Here is a 16897-nt window from a genome sequence, read left to right as displayed (position 1 = left end):
CCAAGGCCGCCGTTCGCTTGGTAGTCCGACAGCCATTGCAGGGTGCGATTGACCACCCAGTAGTCGACATCGGGCATCAGGCCGTAACGCTCAGCGGCCGGAATGAAGGCACCGGGCGGCATCACCTCATCATCGTCACCAGTCAAGCGCAGCAGGATCTCGAGATGGCTGCTGGTATCCCCCGGCTGCTGTACCGGTGCAATCCCTTGATAGAACAGCTGAAAGCCATCCTCATCGAGGGCGCGCTGAATCCGCGACACCCATTTCATCTGCCCCCTGCGCAGACTGAGCTCGCGGTCATCCGGATCATAGAGATACACACGGTTACGACCACCGTCCTTGGCCGCATAGCAGGCGGCATCAGCCCGGCTGAGTGCATCGGCCAGGTTCCCCAAGGACCGCGACAGGGGCACCAGGCCAACACTGACGCCGATGGCGAACACCTTATCCTCCCAAGGAAAACGTAAGGCGTGGACACGCTCGCGCATGGTCTCGACGATCTCGACGCCGCGCTCGATCGGGCAGTTGGTCAACAGCACGCCAAACTCATCGCCCCCGAGCCGCGCGAGGGTATCGGCGCTGCGCAGGCCGCGCTTCAGCAGATTGGCGACTTGGCGCAGCAGCGCATCTCCGGCGGCATGCCCGCAGACATCATTGACCAGCTTGAACTGGTCGAGATCGATGTAGCACAGCAGATGCTGGGCGGGACCGTCCTCGAGCTGGTCGATCAGCTCGGTCAGGCGGTGCTCGAACTCGCGCCGATTGATCAGCCCGGTCAGCGCATCGTGCTTGGCCTGATAGGTGAGCTGGCGCTCCATCGCCCGCTCCTGGGTCTTGTCGTGAAAGACCACGACCAGCCCCCTGAGCTCGCCTTTGGCATCGCGGATCGGCGCTGCAGTATGTTGGACCACATGCACGTTGCCATCGCGGCAGTACAGGAGGCGCGATCGCGATTCGACCAGGGTCTCACCGTCTCGCAGCACCCGTCGGGTGATCCAATCGCTCGGCATCTCGGTCGGTGAATCCACCACCGGAAAGACGCGATAGAGTGGCTGCCCCTGAGCGGCTTCCAGGGGCCAGCCGGTCAGCTTAGCGGCAACCGCGTTCATGTACTGTACTCGACCAGCCCGGTCGGTCGTGATCACCCCGTCGGCAATCGCCTCGAGGGTCGTCTGCGCAAGCTCTTTCTCCTCGAACAACTGCTCTTCCACTTGGCGACGATCACTAATATCGCGCATCAGGCAGGTGTAGCTGCCAGGCGAGCGCGAATCCGCTGTCACCGCAAGCTCCACGAACACCGTTCGTCCAGCCTCACGCCGCTTGAGCGCAACCTCAACCTTGCCCTCGCTGACCAAGACGGCCGGGTCGCGGCACCAGGCAGCATTGATCTCCGCCATGTCCGGGGACGGGCTGTCGGATTGGCTCTCGCACTCGAAGAAGTCGACAAAGGCGCCGCCGACCGCGGCTTCTCCAGCCACCGCCAGGATCTTCTCGGCACCAGGATTTAGACTGGTTAGCCTACCGTCGCCGGTAAAGGTCAGGAGCCATCGCGCAGGTCGCGCACGATCGCCTGGCTCCGCGTCACGGCCTGCTCGAGCGCCTCCATCAGCCGATTATGCTGGGCGGCAATCTGACCAACCTCGGTGAAGGGCTCGACCGGTACCCGCAAGGACAGATCGGTTGAGCGCTCCTGGCTCTTTAGCGCGGTCATCAAGTCCACCAGTTCGGTCTTCGCACCATGCTCGGCTACGTTAAGACCGACCTCCTCATCGGCCGCATTGACCCGCAGCCGGTAGACGTGGTTGAGCAGTCGCAGCAGCAGATAAGCCACAAAAAACGCCCAGACCCCGGCGATGACGATGCCGAATGCCTGCACCGCCAGCTGCTCAGGCATCGACAGGCCCGTGCCAATCAGCGCCGGCGCGCCAAACAGGGCGACTGCGAGGGTGCCCCAGATACCAGCGACGAGATGGACTGGGATCGCGCCAATGGCGTCATCGATCTGCAGGCGCGCCAAGAGTTCGGTCGCGTAGACCACGAGCAAGCCCGCCACCGCACCAATGACGATGGACTCCCAGGTCGCCACGACATGGCAGCCCGCTGTGATCGCCACCAGTCCGGCAATGACGCCATTCATCGGCACAGCAACCTGGTCCAAGCCAGGAAACGCCAGCCCACGCGTCAGCAGATAGGCCGCAACACCACCGGCTGCGGCAGACATTAGGGTATTGACGATGATGCCTGGCACTGCAGCATCCAGTGCCAGGGTGCTCCCGCCATTGAAGCCGATCCAGCCCACGAGAAAGAACAGCACCCCCAACATCGCGAGCGGCAGGTTGCTGCCCGGGATCAGCTACGCCTCGCCGTTGCCGAAGCGACCTGCGCGCGGACCAATGACCAACACAGCGGCCAGCGCAATCCAGCCGCCGACGCTGTGGACGACGGTCGAGCCTGCAAAGTCAACGAAGCCCAAGGTGGCTAGCCAACCCATCTCACCGCCCAACAGGCCACCCCAGGCCCAATGACCGTAGAGTGGATAGATGAGCGCGACTGCGATCAAGGTGACCAGATGATAGCCAGTGAAACGCATCCGCTCGGCAACCGCCCCGGAGACGATGGTCGCCGCGGTCGCGCAGAACATGAGCTGGAAGACGAAGAAGCTTGCGTCCCAGGGGTCGCTGGCGGACAGATCGGGAGCGAAGCGATCGAAGCCGACCCAACCATGCTCGGAGTCGCCGAACATCAGGCCATAGCCGACCAGATACCAAACCAGTGTCGCGATGAGGAAATCCGAGGCATTCTTCAGCGCAACGTTGATCGCATTCTTGCTGCGCGTTAGGCCAGACTCCAGGCACAGAAAACCGCCTTGCATGAGCAGGACCAGGACAGCGCTCAACAGCACCCAAAGCAGGTCGATCTTGGCAAACTCGTCCATGCCCTAAAACGTCGCGACAGACTCCAGCGAGGCCGATCGTTCGGGGGAGGCCAGCAATGCGACCTGAGAACCTCTTCGCTCAGACACCGACCCCGAATCCCAAGCTCAGGATGGCATGGTTTCGGCCAGATAGGTCCCCATCGCCATATCGGCCCCGTAGATGTGACCGGTCAGCCAGTGCTCGAGGAATGCGATGTCCTGTGGCGTCGGCGAGGCACTGGATTGTCGCAGCTGCTGCTGCAGCGCCTTACCGCCCGTGATCAGGTCCTGATGCTCGGCTCGATGCTCGTGCAGTCCAGGGTAGGCATATTTCTCCATCAGCCGCTCTTCGTGGCGGAAATGCCAGTCCGTGCAGCTGATGAGCTCGTCCATGACGGCGTCGATGTAGGCCTGCGGCTCACCCGCGTCAACTGCGTGCCCAAGTCGATTGAATAGCTCGAGCAAGCGGCGGTGATCCTGATCGATCTCTGGCACATCGACACTCAGCGTCTTGTCCCACAAAAGGTCTTTCATGGCAGTCATGTGGCAGCATTGACCCAGTCGTGGAGCCAAGCTTGACTGGCCAGGGTCCGAACGTCAATCAGTCCAGCATGTTCGAGCCGCATGCGACAGGAGCCATCAAGTCTAGGCTCAAGTAATTATGGCCAGTTGCCTTGCCCCCCGTCACGGGGGCCACGTCCACAGAAAATGTTTGACGCGTTGGTCGCTCAGACGCGACGGCGCTCCCTGACACAATGGGGTGTCTCAGCCCAGGCGCTGTACAATGAGCAGGTTGCTGCATTGCAGCAATGCGGACCGCCGCCAGGCCCAAGATAGGCTCCAACCGCTACTCTCGCGTGGTTGTAAACCTTGGATCGATCCTCGGTTTGTCAGACCGTTGCGTTAAAATCTTCTTATCCATCCCGCCGTTATCCGATCTCTATGCTCGATCCCGCCCAGACCCCGCCATCCCCGTCGGCGTCGACCAACACAGACGCCAATCCCCACACCGGCCAGCAGGCCCGCGACGGGCTGCACGACCGTCCTGAGACCAGCCGCATCCGCGAGATCCCGTACAACTACACCTCGTTCTCCGATCGCGAGATCGTCATCCGCTTCCTCGGTGAAGAGAACTGGCGGCGCATTGAGCAGCTGCGCGGCTCGCGCCGCACCGGACGCTCGGCCCGGATGCTATTCGAGGTGCTCGGCGACATGTGGGTGGTGACCCGCAACCCCTATCTACAGGACGATCTGCTCGAGGACCCAAAGCGTCGCCGGCTGCTGTTGGAATCGCTGCAGCATCGGCTCGAGCAGTTCGAGCTGCGCCTGAACGACAACCGCGAGGCCGCCGCGCTGCTCAGCGCTGCACGCGAGGCCATCGCCCACTTCGACGCCCAGCTCGATGCCGATCGCGCGCTGCGCCAGCGGCTCCGCAAGCGCCTTAGCGGCATCACCCGCAAGGACAACATCGACTTTGGCGGTCTCGCGCGCGTCTCGCACGCCACCGATGCCACCGACTGGCGCGTTGAGATGCCGTTCGTGGTCATCCTGCCAGACAGCGAGGAGGAGGTCGCACCGATCGTTGCTGCCTGCATCGACTGCGGGCTGTCGCTGATCCCGCGCGGTGGAGGCACCGGCTACACTGGCTCTGCCGTTCCGCTGTCGCCGCGCTCGGCTGTGATCAACACCGAGAAGCTCGAAGCGCTGTCCAATGTCGAGCGCATCGCCCTGCCCGGCGTTGCCGAGCCGGTGCCGACGGTGCGCTGCGGCGCCGGCGTGGTCACCCGCCGCGTGGCCGATCTGGCCGACGCCAATGGCCTCGCCTTCGCCGTCGATCCGACCTCGCAGGACGCCTCCTGCATCGGCGGCAATGTCGCGATGAACGCCGGCGGCAAGAAGGCGGTGCTCTGGGGCACCGCGATCGACAACCTCGCCTCCTGGCGCATGGTGACCCCGGATGCCGATTGGCTCGAGGTCGAGCGTCTGGATCACAACCTGGGCAAACTTCAGGACACCCCGACCGCGCGCTTCCGCATCACCCGTTTTACCCGAGACGGCACCATGCAGGTCGGCGAGCCCGAGCTGCTCGAGATCCCGACCGCCCAGATGCGCAAGCCGGGACTGGGCAAGGATGTCACCGACAAGGCCCTCGGCGGCCTGCCAGGGGTGCAGAAGGAGGGCTGCGATGGGCTCATCACCTCGGCGCGCTTCATCCTGCACCGCATGCCCGAGCATGTGCGCACGGTGTGCCTGGAATTCTTCGGCACCGACCTGAATCGCGCCGTGCCGGCCATCGTCGAGATCAAGGACTTCGTCGATGCGCGCGATGATGTGCAGATCGCCGGCCTGGAGCATCTCGACGAGCGCTATGTGCGCGCGGTGCGCTACTCGACCAAGGCCGCGCGCCGCGAGCTGCCGAAGATGGTGCTGGTCGCCGACCTGGTCTCCGATGACGAGCGCGCGGTCGCCGCGGTCGCCGATGCGGTGGTCGAGTTAGCCAAAGCGCGTGATGGCGAAGGCTTCATCGCCATCAGCCCCGAGGCGCGCAAGCGCTTCTGGCTCGACCGCGCCCGCACCGCCGCCATCTCGCGTCACACCAACGCCTTCAAGATCAACGAGGACGTGGTCATTCCGCTGCCGCGTCTGGCCGAGTACAGCCGCGAGATCGAACGCCTGAACATCGAGCAGTCGATCAAGAACAAGGACGCCATCATGGCGGCGGTGCTCGAGTATCTGGATGGCCCGCTGCGCGAGGCGCTACCGGCCGGTGAGTATCAACGCTCCGATGAGGCGCTGGCGATCCTCGAGGCCAAGTGCGCCGCCGCCCGCGATGCGGTGCGCGCCGCCCGTCAGCGCTGGCAGCAGATCCTTGCCCGCCTGGATCAGCCTGCCGCTGAGCAAACCGTGCTGCTGCGCGACCCCGAGCGCGCGCTGATCCGCGACGGCGACAGCCTGCTCGAGATGATGCTGCGCCGCGACCTGCGCCAGACCTACCGCAAGGAGGTCGGCAATCGGCTCGCTGAGATCTTCGCCGGCCAGGATCTGACCGGGGTGCGCGAGCGCCTGGCCGAGATCCACCGCGAGGTCCGCAATGCCCGGCTATTCGTTGCGCTGCACATGCACGCCGGCGACGGCAACATCCACACCAACATCCCGGTGCATTCGGCCAACTATCAGATGCTGCAGGAGGCCGATCGGCTGGTCGATCGCATCATGGCCATCGCTGAACGGCTCGATGGCGTGATCTCCGGCGAACATGGCATCGGGCTCACCAAGGTGCGCTATCTGGCGCCCGAGAAGCTCGTCGCCTTTGCCGAGTACAAGCAGCGGGTCGATCCACAGGGGCGCTTCAATCCGGGCAAGCTGATGCCGGATTCCGGCCTCGAGGGCGCCTATACGCCCTCGCTGCAGCTGGTCGAGCAGGAGGCGATCATCCTCGAGGCCACCGAGCTCGGCGCGCTCAACGACGACATCAAGAACTGCCTGCGCTGCGGCAAGTGCAAGCCCAAGTGCATGACCCATGTGCCGCGCGCCAACTTGGACTATTCGCCGCGCAACAAGATCCTCGGCACTGGGCTGATCATCGAGGCCTTCCTGTACGAGGAGCAGACCCGGCGCGGGCTCTCCGAGCGGCACTTCGACGAGATGAACGATGTCGCTGACCATTGCACCATCTGCCACAAGTGCCTGACGCCCTGCCCGGTCGACATCGACTTTGGCGATGTCACCATGCGTATGCGCCGCATCCTGGTCGAGCGCGGCAAGAAGCGCTCGAGCCCCGGCGCCAAGGCGGCGATGGCGTTCTTGAACACCCAGAATCCGCAGGCCATTCGGGTCATGCGCAAAGGGCTGGCCGAATGGGGCTTCCAGGGGCTGAATCTGGCCAACGCGATGGCCAAGGGGCTGCGTCTGACCGAGCAGCCCAATGCCCGTCCGGGCGCCAGCAGCGGCACGCCGAATCCGGTCGGCCAGGCGGTGCAGTTGGTCAGCCGCTCGATCCGCGTCGACCTGCCCAAGCGCACCTTCCGCCAGGTGCTCGGGCTCGAGGACCGCACGCGGGTGCCGATCCTGGCCGATCCGGCCAAGGTGACCGAGGACTCGGACGCGGTGTTCTACTTCCCGGGCTGCGGCTCCGAGCGCCTGTTCTCCGACATCGGCCTAGCGACCTTGGCGATGCTCTATGAGCAAGGCAGCCAGACCGTGCTGCCACCGGGCTATCTCTGCTGCGGCTATCCACAGCGCGCCGCCGGCCTTGAGGAATCCGGCCATCAGATCACCACCGAGAACCGGGTGCTCTTCCACCGCGTCGCCAACACGCTCAATTATCTGGACATCCGCACCGTCATCGTCTCCTGCGGCACCTGCATGGATCAGCTGCTCAAGTACGAGTTCGAGCGCATCTTCCCCGGCTGTCGGCTGCTCGACATCCATGAGTATCTGATGGAGAAAGGCGTCAGCCTGCAGGGCGTCAGCGGCCAGCAGTACCTCTACCACGACCCCTGCCACACGCCGATGAAGACCTATCAGCCAACGTCGGTCGCAGAGACGCTGATGGGGCAGCCAGTGCCCTTGTCAGACCGCTGCTGCGGCGAGGCCGGCACGCTGGGCACCAGCCGCCCGGATATCGCCAATCAGGTCCGATTCCGCAAGCACGAGGAGCTGACCAAGGGCATCCAAGCACTCACCGGCAAAGACCGCGTCGAGCACGGTGAGGTCAAACTGCTCACCGCCTGCCCGGCCTGCCAGCAGGGCCTGGCCAAGTACGCCGACGAGACCGGCCTGATGACGGATTACATCGTCGTCGAGCTGGCCAAACATCGACTCGGCGAGGGCTGGCAGCAGCGATTCTTGGAGCAGGTCAAGGCCGGCGGGATTGAGCGGGTGTTGCTCTAAGATCCCGGCTTAGTAGCATTGGCCGCTGGGCGTCATCAAGGTCTAGGTCGCGCAGCTGCCGCGATCTCTTCAGCGACGGCGATGAATCGCTCTGCCTCAGCAATCGCACGCGCTTTGCATCGTCCAAGGGAATCGGCTCCAGGGTGTAATCTGCAACCAGCCTGAGTTGTTGGAGCCGAGAGAGTATGGCGCCTATCTCGACGCCGACATGCTTCTCCTTGACATAGCGCCGAGAAAACTCTGCGATAAGCCCATTATGGGTTTTGGGGCGAGGCGCCCCGACGAGATCCAGCAGCCCCCAGGCCGCATAGTAGACAGCATAGTAAGCACGATCTGATGCAGTCTCTCGATCCGATTGATCCAGGGCTCGTTGGCTCGCCTCAAGCGCTCGGGCTTTGCCAAAAAGGGCGAGGCAGCGCTCGGTCACAGTGCGATGCCCTCGGCTTGGACCGAATCCAAGAGATCCATAGCCCGATTTTGCTCTGGTTGTTCAGGCGTGCCGCCAAAGGCCCAGGGCTGAATCAGGATATCGGTATCCAGAAACACCGCGTAGGCATCTGAGGCCATATCCATTTGCGCCGCAATGGTATCTGTCACAGGTTGAAGAAAAACAGCGACATCTGCATCGCTATCGTCACGATGATCGCCTCGAGCACGAGAGCCAAACAGGAGCATCCCCTGTAGCTGCGTACCAAAGCGTTCCTGCAAACGTCCGCGAAATGCCCTAAGCGCCGTTTCGGTGCGGGAATCTAGCAGCGCAGACACTGATGGCATCGGAACGGCTCCAGTGGATATCGAGCGGTAGACGAACGAGCACGGTCTTGGGCATCGCATTTCCGGTAGTGCTCTACATGTGTTTCTCACACGGCAAGGCCGAACTCATACCGATTGATAAAAAGCCCAATGACAGTATCGTGCATGACGTCGAGTTTGGAAAAACAGATGGTTTTCCGTGCCAGGCGTTTAATACGTGTTCTGAGCGTAAGATGCTTGCGTTCAATTTTTTGTGTATTGGCCTTACCAGTCACTTGCTGCTGCTCCGGTAAATGACGTTGATAGGCTCCCCTGTCGTCAGTAAAAAATATTCTAATGCCGAATGGCCCAAGAAGAGCCTTAAGCTCGAGGAACACCTCATCTGTACGCCGACCAAACACATAGGCTAGAACAACGCCAGTCGCGTGATCAATAGCATGCCATAACCAACGCGGATGCTTCTTGCTTTGAACATAGCTCCACATTTCGTCGAGTTCTGCATCAACAGACTCAACCTTTTGTATTTTAAAGATTATTTCGCTCGTTTTATGTTGCTTAAGTACGGGTTCGTTAACCGCACTCAGTAACGCCTGTTGATTTTTTATGTGTTTGATGACAGTGGTTTGAGAAACTGATAAAACACGAGCTGTATCGCGAATCCCTAGTTCGGCAGCAATCGGCTCAAGCAAGAGCCCGATCGCAACCAGCTGGCTCGAGGCAATGCCCACAAGCCACGCCGAGGATCGGGCCGGGGGAGAGTGTGCTGGAGCAACCTCGGTCGAGCCCCCTTATTGAGGGATGGCTCCTCGCAACGGTTGGATCTCGGGGTTGCCGAAGACCGGTGGCGGAAACTCGCCCTGCAGCCGCACGCGACCGGTCTTCGGATTCGCCGATATGCTGCTTAGGTACTCAGCCACGAATTCAGTGGGGTCCTTCACCGAGCCATCCGGGTGCGTCAAGACCTTGACGTCACTAGCCTCGTGGAAGGCACCAATCCGGTCAGGCTCGGTCTCAAAGTAGTAGCCACTGATCGTATAGGTCGCCTCCGGATCGACTGGCTTTCCGCCGATGGTCAGGTCTTGGGCCCGCTTGCCAAACGGCTGGGTCAGGTCGATCTCGTAGCTGACATTGCTAAAGCCGTGCAGCCAGCCCCCGCCCCAACCGAAGGGGTCAGATCGCAACGAGCCGTCGATCGTGCGCTCGACCGCGTCCTGCACCTGGGCTCCGGTGACCGTGCCAGTGGCGAGCTGGGCGCCCGCATTGAGGAAGGTGTACAGATCGCCCAGCGTGATGTCGCCCTCGCGCACATAGCCCCCATAGCGGAAGCCGCGGATCATGCCGATGTCGGTCCCGGTCTGATGCCGAAACGCATCGGCGATGAAGGCATGCGAGGTGCCCTCGAGCACACCCGGTGGCGTTGCCGGCGGCTCGATGCCGTTTGCAAAGCTGCCCCGAAACAGACCCTTGTCGGCGCGGCCCACGACGGTGTCGATCGGCGTCTTCAGCGCGTGTCCGCTGAGCGGGTTGATGCGCGTCTCAAATGCTGAAGCCTCTATGAAGGGTGCGCGCGCCTTCGCGACCAACTCTGCGGTTTCTGGGTCCTCGGGCTGTCCTTCGGTCGAGATCCATTCGTAGCGATGGCCGGCGATACGGTACCTGTCTTCGCCGGAATCATCCGGGACGAGAAACAACTCGAGCTTGGCCACACGCGAGCCTCCCCAGCCGATCTCAGCCGCGAAGACCCCGCCGGGTGTAATGACAACCTCTGGTGTCTCCTCGTGCATGTCGGACGAGAAGACCGCATCGATGCCTGGAATCTCGTCGACCAAAAGGGTGTTCTTCGCCAGGCCCATCTCCGAGACCAGGATGATGAGGTCGACGTTCTCGGCCTCGAGCTCCTTGATCGCCTGCGCCACCTCGGCCTTGCCATCGGTGAACTTGAGGCCGATGTTCGCGGTCGGGACCCCGGGAAGACCCCGCTCGGCGGTCAGGCCGATGATGCCAATCTTGACGCCTTTGACCTCGAGAATGCGATGTCCTGGGAAGATTTGCTCACCGGTTTCGGCGTCGTAGGCATTGGCGGCGACGACCCCCCAACGTCCATCACCAAACAGCTCGACCATGCGGTCCTTGCCATAAAGCCAGTCCCAGTTTCCCGGGGCATAGGCATCGATTCCGAAGGTATCCAGGACGTCGACGATGGCCTGGCCCTTCGAATACAGGACCTCGGCGCTGCCTTGAATGGTGTCGCCGGCGTTGAAGATCAGCGCGTCCGGGTCCTCCTTGCGAATCTCCTTCACGATGTGCGCAAGTCTGGCCAGCCCTGCCTCGCTGCGTTTCGCCACGTCCCCGCGTCGCAGGTTGGGGCGTGGCACCATGGTCCCGTGGTGATCGCCAAACTCGGCCATCGTGATGGTGATGGCATCGGGTGGCGGCTCGCTCATCGCCGGGGGCGCCGAGGCCGTGGCAATGTGCGGGAAGGCCAGCACCAAGAGCAGGACAATTCGCTTGATCACAACATACATCGGGTTTGGCTCCGAGATCAGATAATTGCGGGAGACTCTAGGGATGCCCAGTCAGGCCTGAAGCGAGCGTCAGTAAACCATCGGCCATGCCAGCCAGCCGGTTCGCGGCGAGCCGCTGTCCTGACGAGAGGGCCGTGTTGACCCTTGGCAGCCGAATCTTGCTTGGAGTCATTGCGTCTTCGCAAGTAGAACATTGCGGGATGGCTCGACGCCGGGGCTTCTTGCGCCGACACCAGGCCGATGCGGTCTGATGCCATCACCACGCGCTGCCCTGGTGTCTCGTCAACGCCGGGCCCGGCCGCGCAGGTCAGAGTAGTTGAAGAATCGAGCCCCCTCTGATGAGATGATGGAAACAGAACCAGACCAAGAGGATCGACGACACCGTGGAGATGACAGGCAAGATCACGCAGGTACTGCCGGAGAAAAGCGGCACCTCGGCGCGCGGCCCCTGGCGTAAGCAGGAATACGTGCTTGAGCTCCCAGGTGATTACCCGAAGCAGGTCTGCTTCATGGTATGGGGCGACCGGATCGATCAATTCGGCATCCGCGAGGGACAGGAGCTGACGGTCAGCTTCGATCTGGAGAGCCGTGAGTTCAACGGCCGCTGGTACACCGATGTGAAGGCCTGGCGGGTCACGCCAGTCGACTCTAGCAGCTCAGCCAGCCCCGGCCTCGCTAATAGCGAGCCGCCGCCCTATGATGACGAGCCGCCGTTCTAAAGAAACGCCGTTCTAGAGAAAGCCGATCAGACTGACCGCGAAGCGCTCGTCAGCTGCTGAAGCTGTCGGCATCATCGAGATCTCTAGGGCTTAGAAGCGGTCTTCACCGACTTCCAATCACTAACGCGCTGTGCCACCGAGGCCCCCCGATAGAAGGTAGTCGCGAAGGTGCCGACGAGACGGTTCTCATCGGCAACACGCCATCGGATCGCCCCGCGCCCGGCACGCTCGCCATTGCGCTCGAAGAACCACGCGATCACCTCGCCGCGCTCGCGCATCCCATCGACGACTTGAAGCGTGGTCTGCTGCCCCGGCCCCGGACGCTGTCCGTTCACCGCTAATGTCTCACCCTCACCACGCAGACGGCCGTTTAGCTCCCGCAGGCTGAGCCGGTATTCGAAGCTCCAGCTCTTAAAGGGCCCCCATTGCACCAGGTGATGGAGCTCCCACTCACCATCGAGTGCGATCTCAGTCGTGGTCTCGAAGCGGCTGTGGATCGCCGCAACCGTCGCGAGCAACATCGCGACGGCCGCAAGGGCCAGCAAGAAGGCGGTGACTGGGCGCACCCTCATTGGAGCCACCCGACAAGAACGGCAGCCATTGCAACCGGCCTAAGCGCATCGGCCACCAACCGATTCTGCTGGTCAAGCGCGTGGCCAAACACGCCCGCGTCGGGCGCCTGCCGTCGAACTGGCTCAGGGGCACTCAAGGCCCGATGTCGCCTATGGCTGCTCATTCTCAATATCGTTGACTCATCGCGACCACTGGGGTGATGGATGCGCTAGGTAAGATCACACTCCTAGACACCAGTAACAACCGCTGAGGCCTTAGCACAAGAGGCGCCCAATCGGGCAATGCGATACCGGACAGGATGCGCTTTGGCTGCTGAGGGTTTCTTGCATTCTGACCCCGAGGTTCTTTACTCTGCCCGCCAACTTTCATCGCTGCGGCAAGAGCCGAGCTGCCAAGCATCGCACGCGCTGACGCGGCGAACATCTCTCGTATCTATAGCCGGCCGTCAACCACACGAGTGTTCTATGTCTCAAGAACAACCTATCAGCCAAACGCTGCCGACAGGCGTCATGCTCAACGCCTATCCCGACAGCATCGGCGGCAAGCTCGCCGACATCGTCGCCGTGCTGAAACGGCCAGAGTTCAAAGATACCTTCTCTTTGTTCTATATCCTACCGACCTTCTTCAACAGCGACCTCGATCGGGGCTTCTCGATCATCGACTACGGCCTCAACGAAGAGCTCGTCACGCCCGAGGATCTCGCCGAGCTGCAGAAGCTCAATATCAACTTCAAGCTTGACTTGGTGTTGAACCACCTGTCGGTGCAATCGCATCAGTTCCAGGACCTCATTGAGCACGGCAATGCGTCGCCGTACAAGGACTTCTTCGTCGACTGGAACGAGTTCTGGCATGAGCACGGCACTGAGGGGCCGGACGGAACCATTATCCCAACCGAGGAATACCTGCAAAAGCTCTTCATGCGTAAGCCAGGGCTGCCTGTGCTGAAGGTACGCTTCCCGGATGGATCCGATCGTCTGTACTGGAATACCTTCTACCAAGACGTGAGCTACCGAGACCTCGAGCCTGAGGATCTCGCCGGGGTCGACGGTATCTCCCCGGACGACGCACCGGCGATTACCTCGATCGTCAACCAAGCCATCGCGGCCAAGACCGATCCAACGGCGATCGATCTCGACGGCTACACGGAGCACAAGGATGCGATCCTCGACGTGATCGAGCGCAAGCGCAAATATCTCGGCCAGATGGACCTGAATGCGCGCTCCGAGAAGGTCTGGGGCTTCTATGAGGAGACCTTGCGCCGACTACGCGACTACGGCGCCAAGATCATCCGACTCGACGCCTTTGCCTACCTGCACAAAGAACCGGGCGAGCCCAATTTCTTCAATCGCCCCGGCACCTGGGATTACCTTGAGCGTCTCAAGCGCATCGCTGAGGCCAACGACCTCATCGTCTTTCCCGAGATCCATGCCGAATATGGCACCGGATTGCACGAAGAGGTCGCAAGCAAGGGCTTCCCGATCTACGACTTCTTCTTCCCCGGCCTGGTCATCGACGCGCTAGAGCGTGGCACCAATCAGGCGCTGCTGCGCTGGATCGATGAGATCCGCAGCAAGGACCTGCAGACCATCAACATGCTCGGCTGCCACGACGGCATCCCCCTGCTCGACCTGCGTGGTAAGGCCGAGGCCGGCAGCTTCCGCGAAGGGCTGCTCGATGAGGAGCAGATCGAGGCAACCATGGCCCGCGTCACCGAGCGCGGCGGGCGCGTCAAGAACCTCTATGGCCCGGATGGCCGTAAGATCGCCTACTATCAGATCAATGCCACCTTCTTCAGCGCCCTCGGCGAGGATGAGCAGAAGCTGCTGATGGCGCGTGCGATCCAACTCTTTATGCCCGGCATTCCGCAGGTCTGGTACCTGGACCTGTTCGCCGGCAAGAACGACTACGAGGCCGCCGACCGTGGCGGCGCTGCCGGTCATAAGGAGATTAACCGCACCAACCTCTCGCTCGAGGACGTCGAGGCCGGTCTGAAACGTCTCGTCGTGCGTGATCAGCTCAAGCTCATCCAACTGCGCAACACCTGCCCGGCCTTCCGCGGCAGCTTCGAGGTGCATCCCACCGATGAGCATCACCTGCGCATCAGTTGGCGCGACGGTGATAGTCTCGCAACGCTAGACGCCGACCTACGCAATAGCAGCTTTCGCATCAGCGCTAACGACGGCAAGGGCGAAGAGCAACGCCTGTCGTTCGAGCGCTGAGCCAGGCTCTCCATCCACAGCTAGAGCAAGGAGTGCTCTAGGATCAGCGGGCGCCTCCTTAGAAGCCTCAGGGTGCTTAGGGAGGGGTCTCGGCAAATCGCTATTGCTATACTTAAGCGCTCAGGGCGCCTTGCCAACCTCTAACACTCTGGTCTTATCGCCTAATTCTCGCTATGAAGATGTTGGTCGTCGACGACTCGCGCATGGCCCGGCGCATCCTCATTGGTATGCTGCCGGACCCCCTGCGCGAGAGCGCAGAGATTCACCAAGGCGTTAACGGTGAAGAGGCGATCAGCCTGTGGCGCGAGCAGCAGCCCGACCTGATCTTCCTCGACCTCACCATGCCCGTGATGAGCGGGTTTGACGCACTGGTGGCGATTCGCGAGGAGGATCAAAGCACCCCGATCATCGTGGTCTCAGCCGATATCCAATCGGGCGCGGTCGATAAGGTCATGGCCGGTGGCGCCAATGGCTTCATCGATAAGTCGAAGCTCGAGGCTCAATTGCACGACAACCTGCGGCGCCTAGGATTTGTCTAATGCAGCAGCTCAACGAGGACCAGATTGACTGTCTGGGTGAGCTGATCAACGTCGCCTATGGCAAGGCCACCGCTCGTCTTGCCGACATCATGGGCGCCTTTGCCACCATGCGCCCACCGCAGATTGCGGTCATCGACCGCGAGCGCTTCCGCCAGATCCTCGAGCAAGCCTGCGCAGCAGCGACGAGCTGCTATCTCGCCCGGCAGATCTTCCGGGGCGACGTCAGCGGGGAGGTTGTGTTCCTGCTCGATGAGATCTCGGCAACCAATATCACCAACTATCTCCAGGCGCAGCTCGGGCCGAACGACACCGACCAGGATGACGTGCTGCTCGAGCTGGGTAACATCGTCACCGCGGCAATGATGCGCGAGCTCTCCTCGCAGATGGAGGCCCGGATCAGTCTTGGAGAGCCCGAGCTGCATCGCCTCTGTGCACAGCCCACCGACCAAGCCACCGCATCGGGCGCCTTCGACCATGTGATCAAGATCGAGACGGTCATCGAGTTCGCCGAGCAAGAGATCCGTGGTCGCATCTTCATCCTGACTCACGGCCACTGCTTCGAATGGATTCGTGAGGCGCTCGACCGGGTGCTGAATGACCTGCCCCATTAGTGATGCGCACCATTGATGACCTCCCTGGCAGACCATCTCTCTAGCGGACTCGTGATCGTCGATGCTGAGCTGCGGGTCTTGTCCTGGAACCGCTGGATGACCGAGCACGCGGGGCTTGCGCCAGAAGACGCCATCGGTCGCTCGCTCGACAGGCTGTTCCCGGATCTACCGGCGACAACCTTGCGACGCCGTGTCAAGGCCGCGCTTCAGCTACGCTCGCCCTCTTACCTGCAGCCAAGCCTCGGCTATCTCATTCCGGTGGTGCTCGACCGCATCACCGAATCGAACTTCGCCTATATGCAGCAGCGCATTCGCATCCTGCCTTATCAGGAGGATGCGCAAACGGCCATGATCGTCGTCGACGATGTCACGGCCACGCGTGAAGCCGAGGCCCGAGCCGCCGCAGCTGCGAAGGCCTCGCGCCGCTATCTGGAGCTACTCGACAGCAATGTGATGACGCTGGCCATCAACGCCGATGGCGGCGTCACCCGGGCCAGCTCGGCACTGCTCGAGAGCACCGGCTGGAGTGCGGCAGCCATCGCTGGACAATCGCTCGAAGAGCTCGGTCTGGGACGGCTCGATGAGCTGGACCAGATGGACAATGGGGAGCTCTCTGAGCGCCCGATGCGCCGGCCCAATGGCGAGACACTCTGGGTGCGCGTGCGCCACGCGCGTGGACTGGAAGATGAGATCAGTCCCGAGCGCCATCTGGTGCTGCAAGATATCAGTCTGCAGAGGAAGATCCAGGTCTTATCCGAGCGTGACGCCCTGACCGGCGCCTACAATCGCATGAAGTTCGACCAGCTCCTAAAAACAGCGCTATCTGCCCATCAGCGCTACGGGCATCCGTTTTCGATCGTGCTCTGCGATATCGACCACTTCAAGCGCATCAACGATGAGCACGGCCATCTCGCCGGCGACGCCGTACTGAAGCAATTCGCCACCTTGCTGCAATCGCAAACGCGAGCGACCGACCAGCTCGCGCGCTGGGGCGGCGAGGAGTTTGTCGTCCTGCTGCCGATGGCCGAGCTGCCGGAAGCAGCCCGTGCAGCCGAGAAGCTACGACAAGCGATCGATACGGATCATTGGCCAGCGATCGAGCACATCACCGCCAGCTTCGGGGTCGCTGCCCATCTCCGTGACGAATCAGC

General features: G+C 62.0%; 12 protein-coding genes and 2 pseudogenes. 6 read left to right on the top strand and 8 right to left on the bottom strand.

Annotated elements, in window-relative coordinates:
* From ACY693_RS04660 to ACY693_RS04650, 3 genes and pseudogenes are all read right to left on the bottom strand, one after another.
* The coding region (locus tag ACY693_RS04660; protein WP_462320666.1) for a diguanylate cyclase domain-containing protein at positions 1-1478 on the bottom strand (1478 nt) is incomplete at its 3' end.
* Between the two features lie 59 nt (positions 1479-1537).
* Positions 1538-2935 (bottom strand): annotated as a pseudogene (locus ACY693_RS04655) (ammonium transporter).
* 105 nt (positions 2936-3040) lie between these two features.
* Positions 3041-3448 (bottom strand): bacteriohemerythrin, encoded by a 408-nt coding sequence (locus ACY693_RS04650; protein ID WP_462320665.1) that lies wholly within the window; start codon positions 3446-3448, stop codon positions 3041-3043.
* A 408-nt stretch (positions 3449-3856) separates the two neighbouring features.
* Between ACY693_RS04650 and ACY693_RS04645 the strand changes: the two genes are divergently transcribed.
* Positions 3857-7807, top strand: a complete 3951-nt coding sequence (locus tag ACY693_RS04645) for a DUF3683 domain-containing protein (protein ID WP_462320664.1) — start codon at positions 3857-3859, stop codon at positions 7805-7807.
* Here ACY693_RS04645 and ACY693_RS04640 read toward each other — a convergent pair.
* From ACY693_RS04640 to ACY693_RS04625, 4 genes and pseudogenes are all read right to left on the bottom strand, one after another.
* Positions 7773-8234 carry a HEPN domain-containing protein gene (locus ACY693_RS04640; protein WP_462320663.1) on the bottom strand — a complete coding sequence of 154 codons (462 nt, stop codon included), beginning with the start codon at positions 8232-8234 and terminating at the stop codon, positions 7773-7775. The genes ACY693_RS04645 and ACY693_RS04640 overlap by 35 nt on opposite strands.
* Positions 8231-8581 (bottom strand): nucleotidyltransferase domain-containing protein, encoded by a 351-nt coding sequence (locus ACY693_RS04635; RefSeq protein WP_462320662.1) that lies wholly within the window; start codon positions 8579-8581, stop codon positions 8231-8233. The genes ACY693_RS04640 and ACY693_RS04635 overlap by 4 nt, the downstream gene beginning before the upstream one ends.
* Positions 8582-8667: 86 nt before the next feature.
* Positions 8668-9222, bottom strand: a pseudogene (locus tag ACY693_RS04630) (IS1 family transposase); the annotation flags it as partial.
* 126 nt (positions 9223-9348) lie between these two features.
* A complete protein-coding gene (locus tag ACY693_RS04625) occupies positions 9349-11085 on the bottom strand; it encodes a bifunctional metallophosphatase/5'-nucleotidase (RefSeq protein WP_462320661.1) in 1737 nt (578 codons plus the stop codon).
* A gap of 389 nt (positions 11086-11474) precedes the next feature.
* Here ACY693_RS04625 and ACY693_RS04620 point away from each other — a divergent pair, with 389 nt between their 5' ends.
* On the top strand, positions 11475-11804 hold the full coding sequence (locus ACY693_RS04620; RefSeq protein ID WP_462320660.1) for a DUF3127 domain-containing protein: 330 nt from the start codon (positions 11475-11477) through the stop codon (positions 11802-11804).
* A gap of 83 nt (positions 11805-11887) precedes the next feature.
* Here the strand turns inward: ACY693_RS04620 and ACY693_RS04615 are convergent, their stop codons facing one another.
* Positions 11888-12376: a hypothetical protein gene (locus ACY693_RS04615; protein ID WP_462320659.1), complete on the bottom strand. Its 489-nt coding sequence runs from the start codon at positions 12374-12376 to the stop codon at positions 11888-11890.
* A 465-nt stretch (positions 12377-12841) separates the two neighbouring features.
* Between ACY693_RS04615 and ACY693_RS04610 the strand changes: the two genes are divergently transcribed.
* The 4 genes from ACY693_RS04610 to ACY693_RS04595 all read left to right on the top strand — a co-directional run.
* Positions 12842-14596, top strand: a complete 1755-nt coding sequence (locus ACY693_RS04610; RefSeq protein WP_462320658.1) for an alpha-amylase family glycosyl hydrolase — start codon at positions 12842-12844, stop codon at positions 14594-14596.
* 173 nt (positions 14597-14769) lie between these two features.
* A complete protein-coding gene (locus ACY693_RS04605) occupies positions 14770-15135 on the top strand; it encodes a response regulator (protein WP_462320657.1) in 366 nt (121 codons plus the stop codon).
* Positions 15135-15746: a hypothetical protein gene (locus ACY693_RS04600; protein ID WP_462320656.1), complete on the top strand. Its 612-nt coding sequence runs from the start codon at positions 15135-15137 to the stop codon at positions 15744-15746. The genes ACY693_RS04605 and ACY693_RS04600 overlap by 1 nt, the downstream gene beginning before the upstream one ends.
* Positions 15747-15761: 15 nt before the next feature.
* A partial coding sequence (locus ACY693_RS04595) for a GGDEF domain-containing protein (protein WP_462320655.1) occupies positions 15762-16897 on the top strand: 1136 nt, incomplete at its 3' end.

The organism is Halochromatium sp. (genome assembly GCF_054919635.1).
This window is presented reverse-complemented; position numbering and strand designations above follow the sequence as displayed.

What these genes read in the sequence shown, in the direction of transcription:
- ACY693_RS04625 (WP_462320661.1), bottom strand. Translation starts at nt 11,085, where the DNA reads ATGTATGTTGTGATCAAGCGAATTGTCCTGCTCTTGGTGCTGGCCTTC.
- ACY693_RS04635 (WP_462320662.1), bottom strand. Translation starts at nt 8,581, where the DNA reads ATGCCATCAGTGTCTGCGCTGCTAGATTCCCGCACCGAAACGGCGCTT.
- ACY693_RS04645 (WP_462320664.1), top strand. Translation starts at nt 3,857, where the DNA reads ATGCTCGATCCCGCCCAGACCCCGCCATCCCCGTCGGCGTCGACCAAC.
- ACY693_RS04605 (WP_462320657.1), top strand. Translation starts at nt 14,770, where the DNA reads ATGAAGATGTTGGTCGTCGACGACTCGCGCATGGCCCGGCGCATCCTC.
- ACY693_RS04615 (WP_462320659.1), bottom strand. Translation starts at nt 12,376, where the DNA reads ATGAGGGTGCGCCCAGTCACCGCCTTCTTGCTGGCCCTTGCGGCCGTC.
- ACY693_RS04620 (WP_462320660.1), top strand. Translation starts at nt 11,475, where the DNA reads ATGACAGGCAAGATCACGCAGGTACTGCCGGAGAAAAGCGGCACCTCG.
- ACY693_RS04610 (WP_462320658.1), top strand. Translation starts at nt 12,842, where the DNA reads ATGTCTCAAGAACAACCTATCAGCCAAACGCTGCCGACAGGCGTCATG.
- ACY693_RS04600 (WP_462320656.1), top strand. Translation starts at nt 15,135, where the DNA reads ATGCAGCAGCTCAACGAGGACCAGATTGACTGTCTGGGTGAGCTGATC.
- ACY693_RS04650 (WP_462320665.1), bottom strand. Translation starts at nt 3,448, where the DNA reads ATGAAAGACCTTTTGTGGGACAAGACGCTGAGTGTCGATGTGCCAGAG.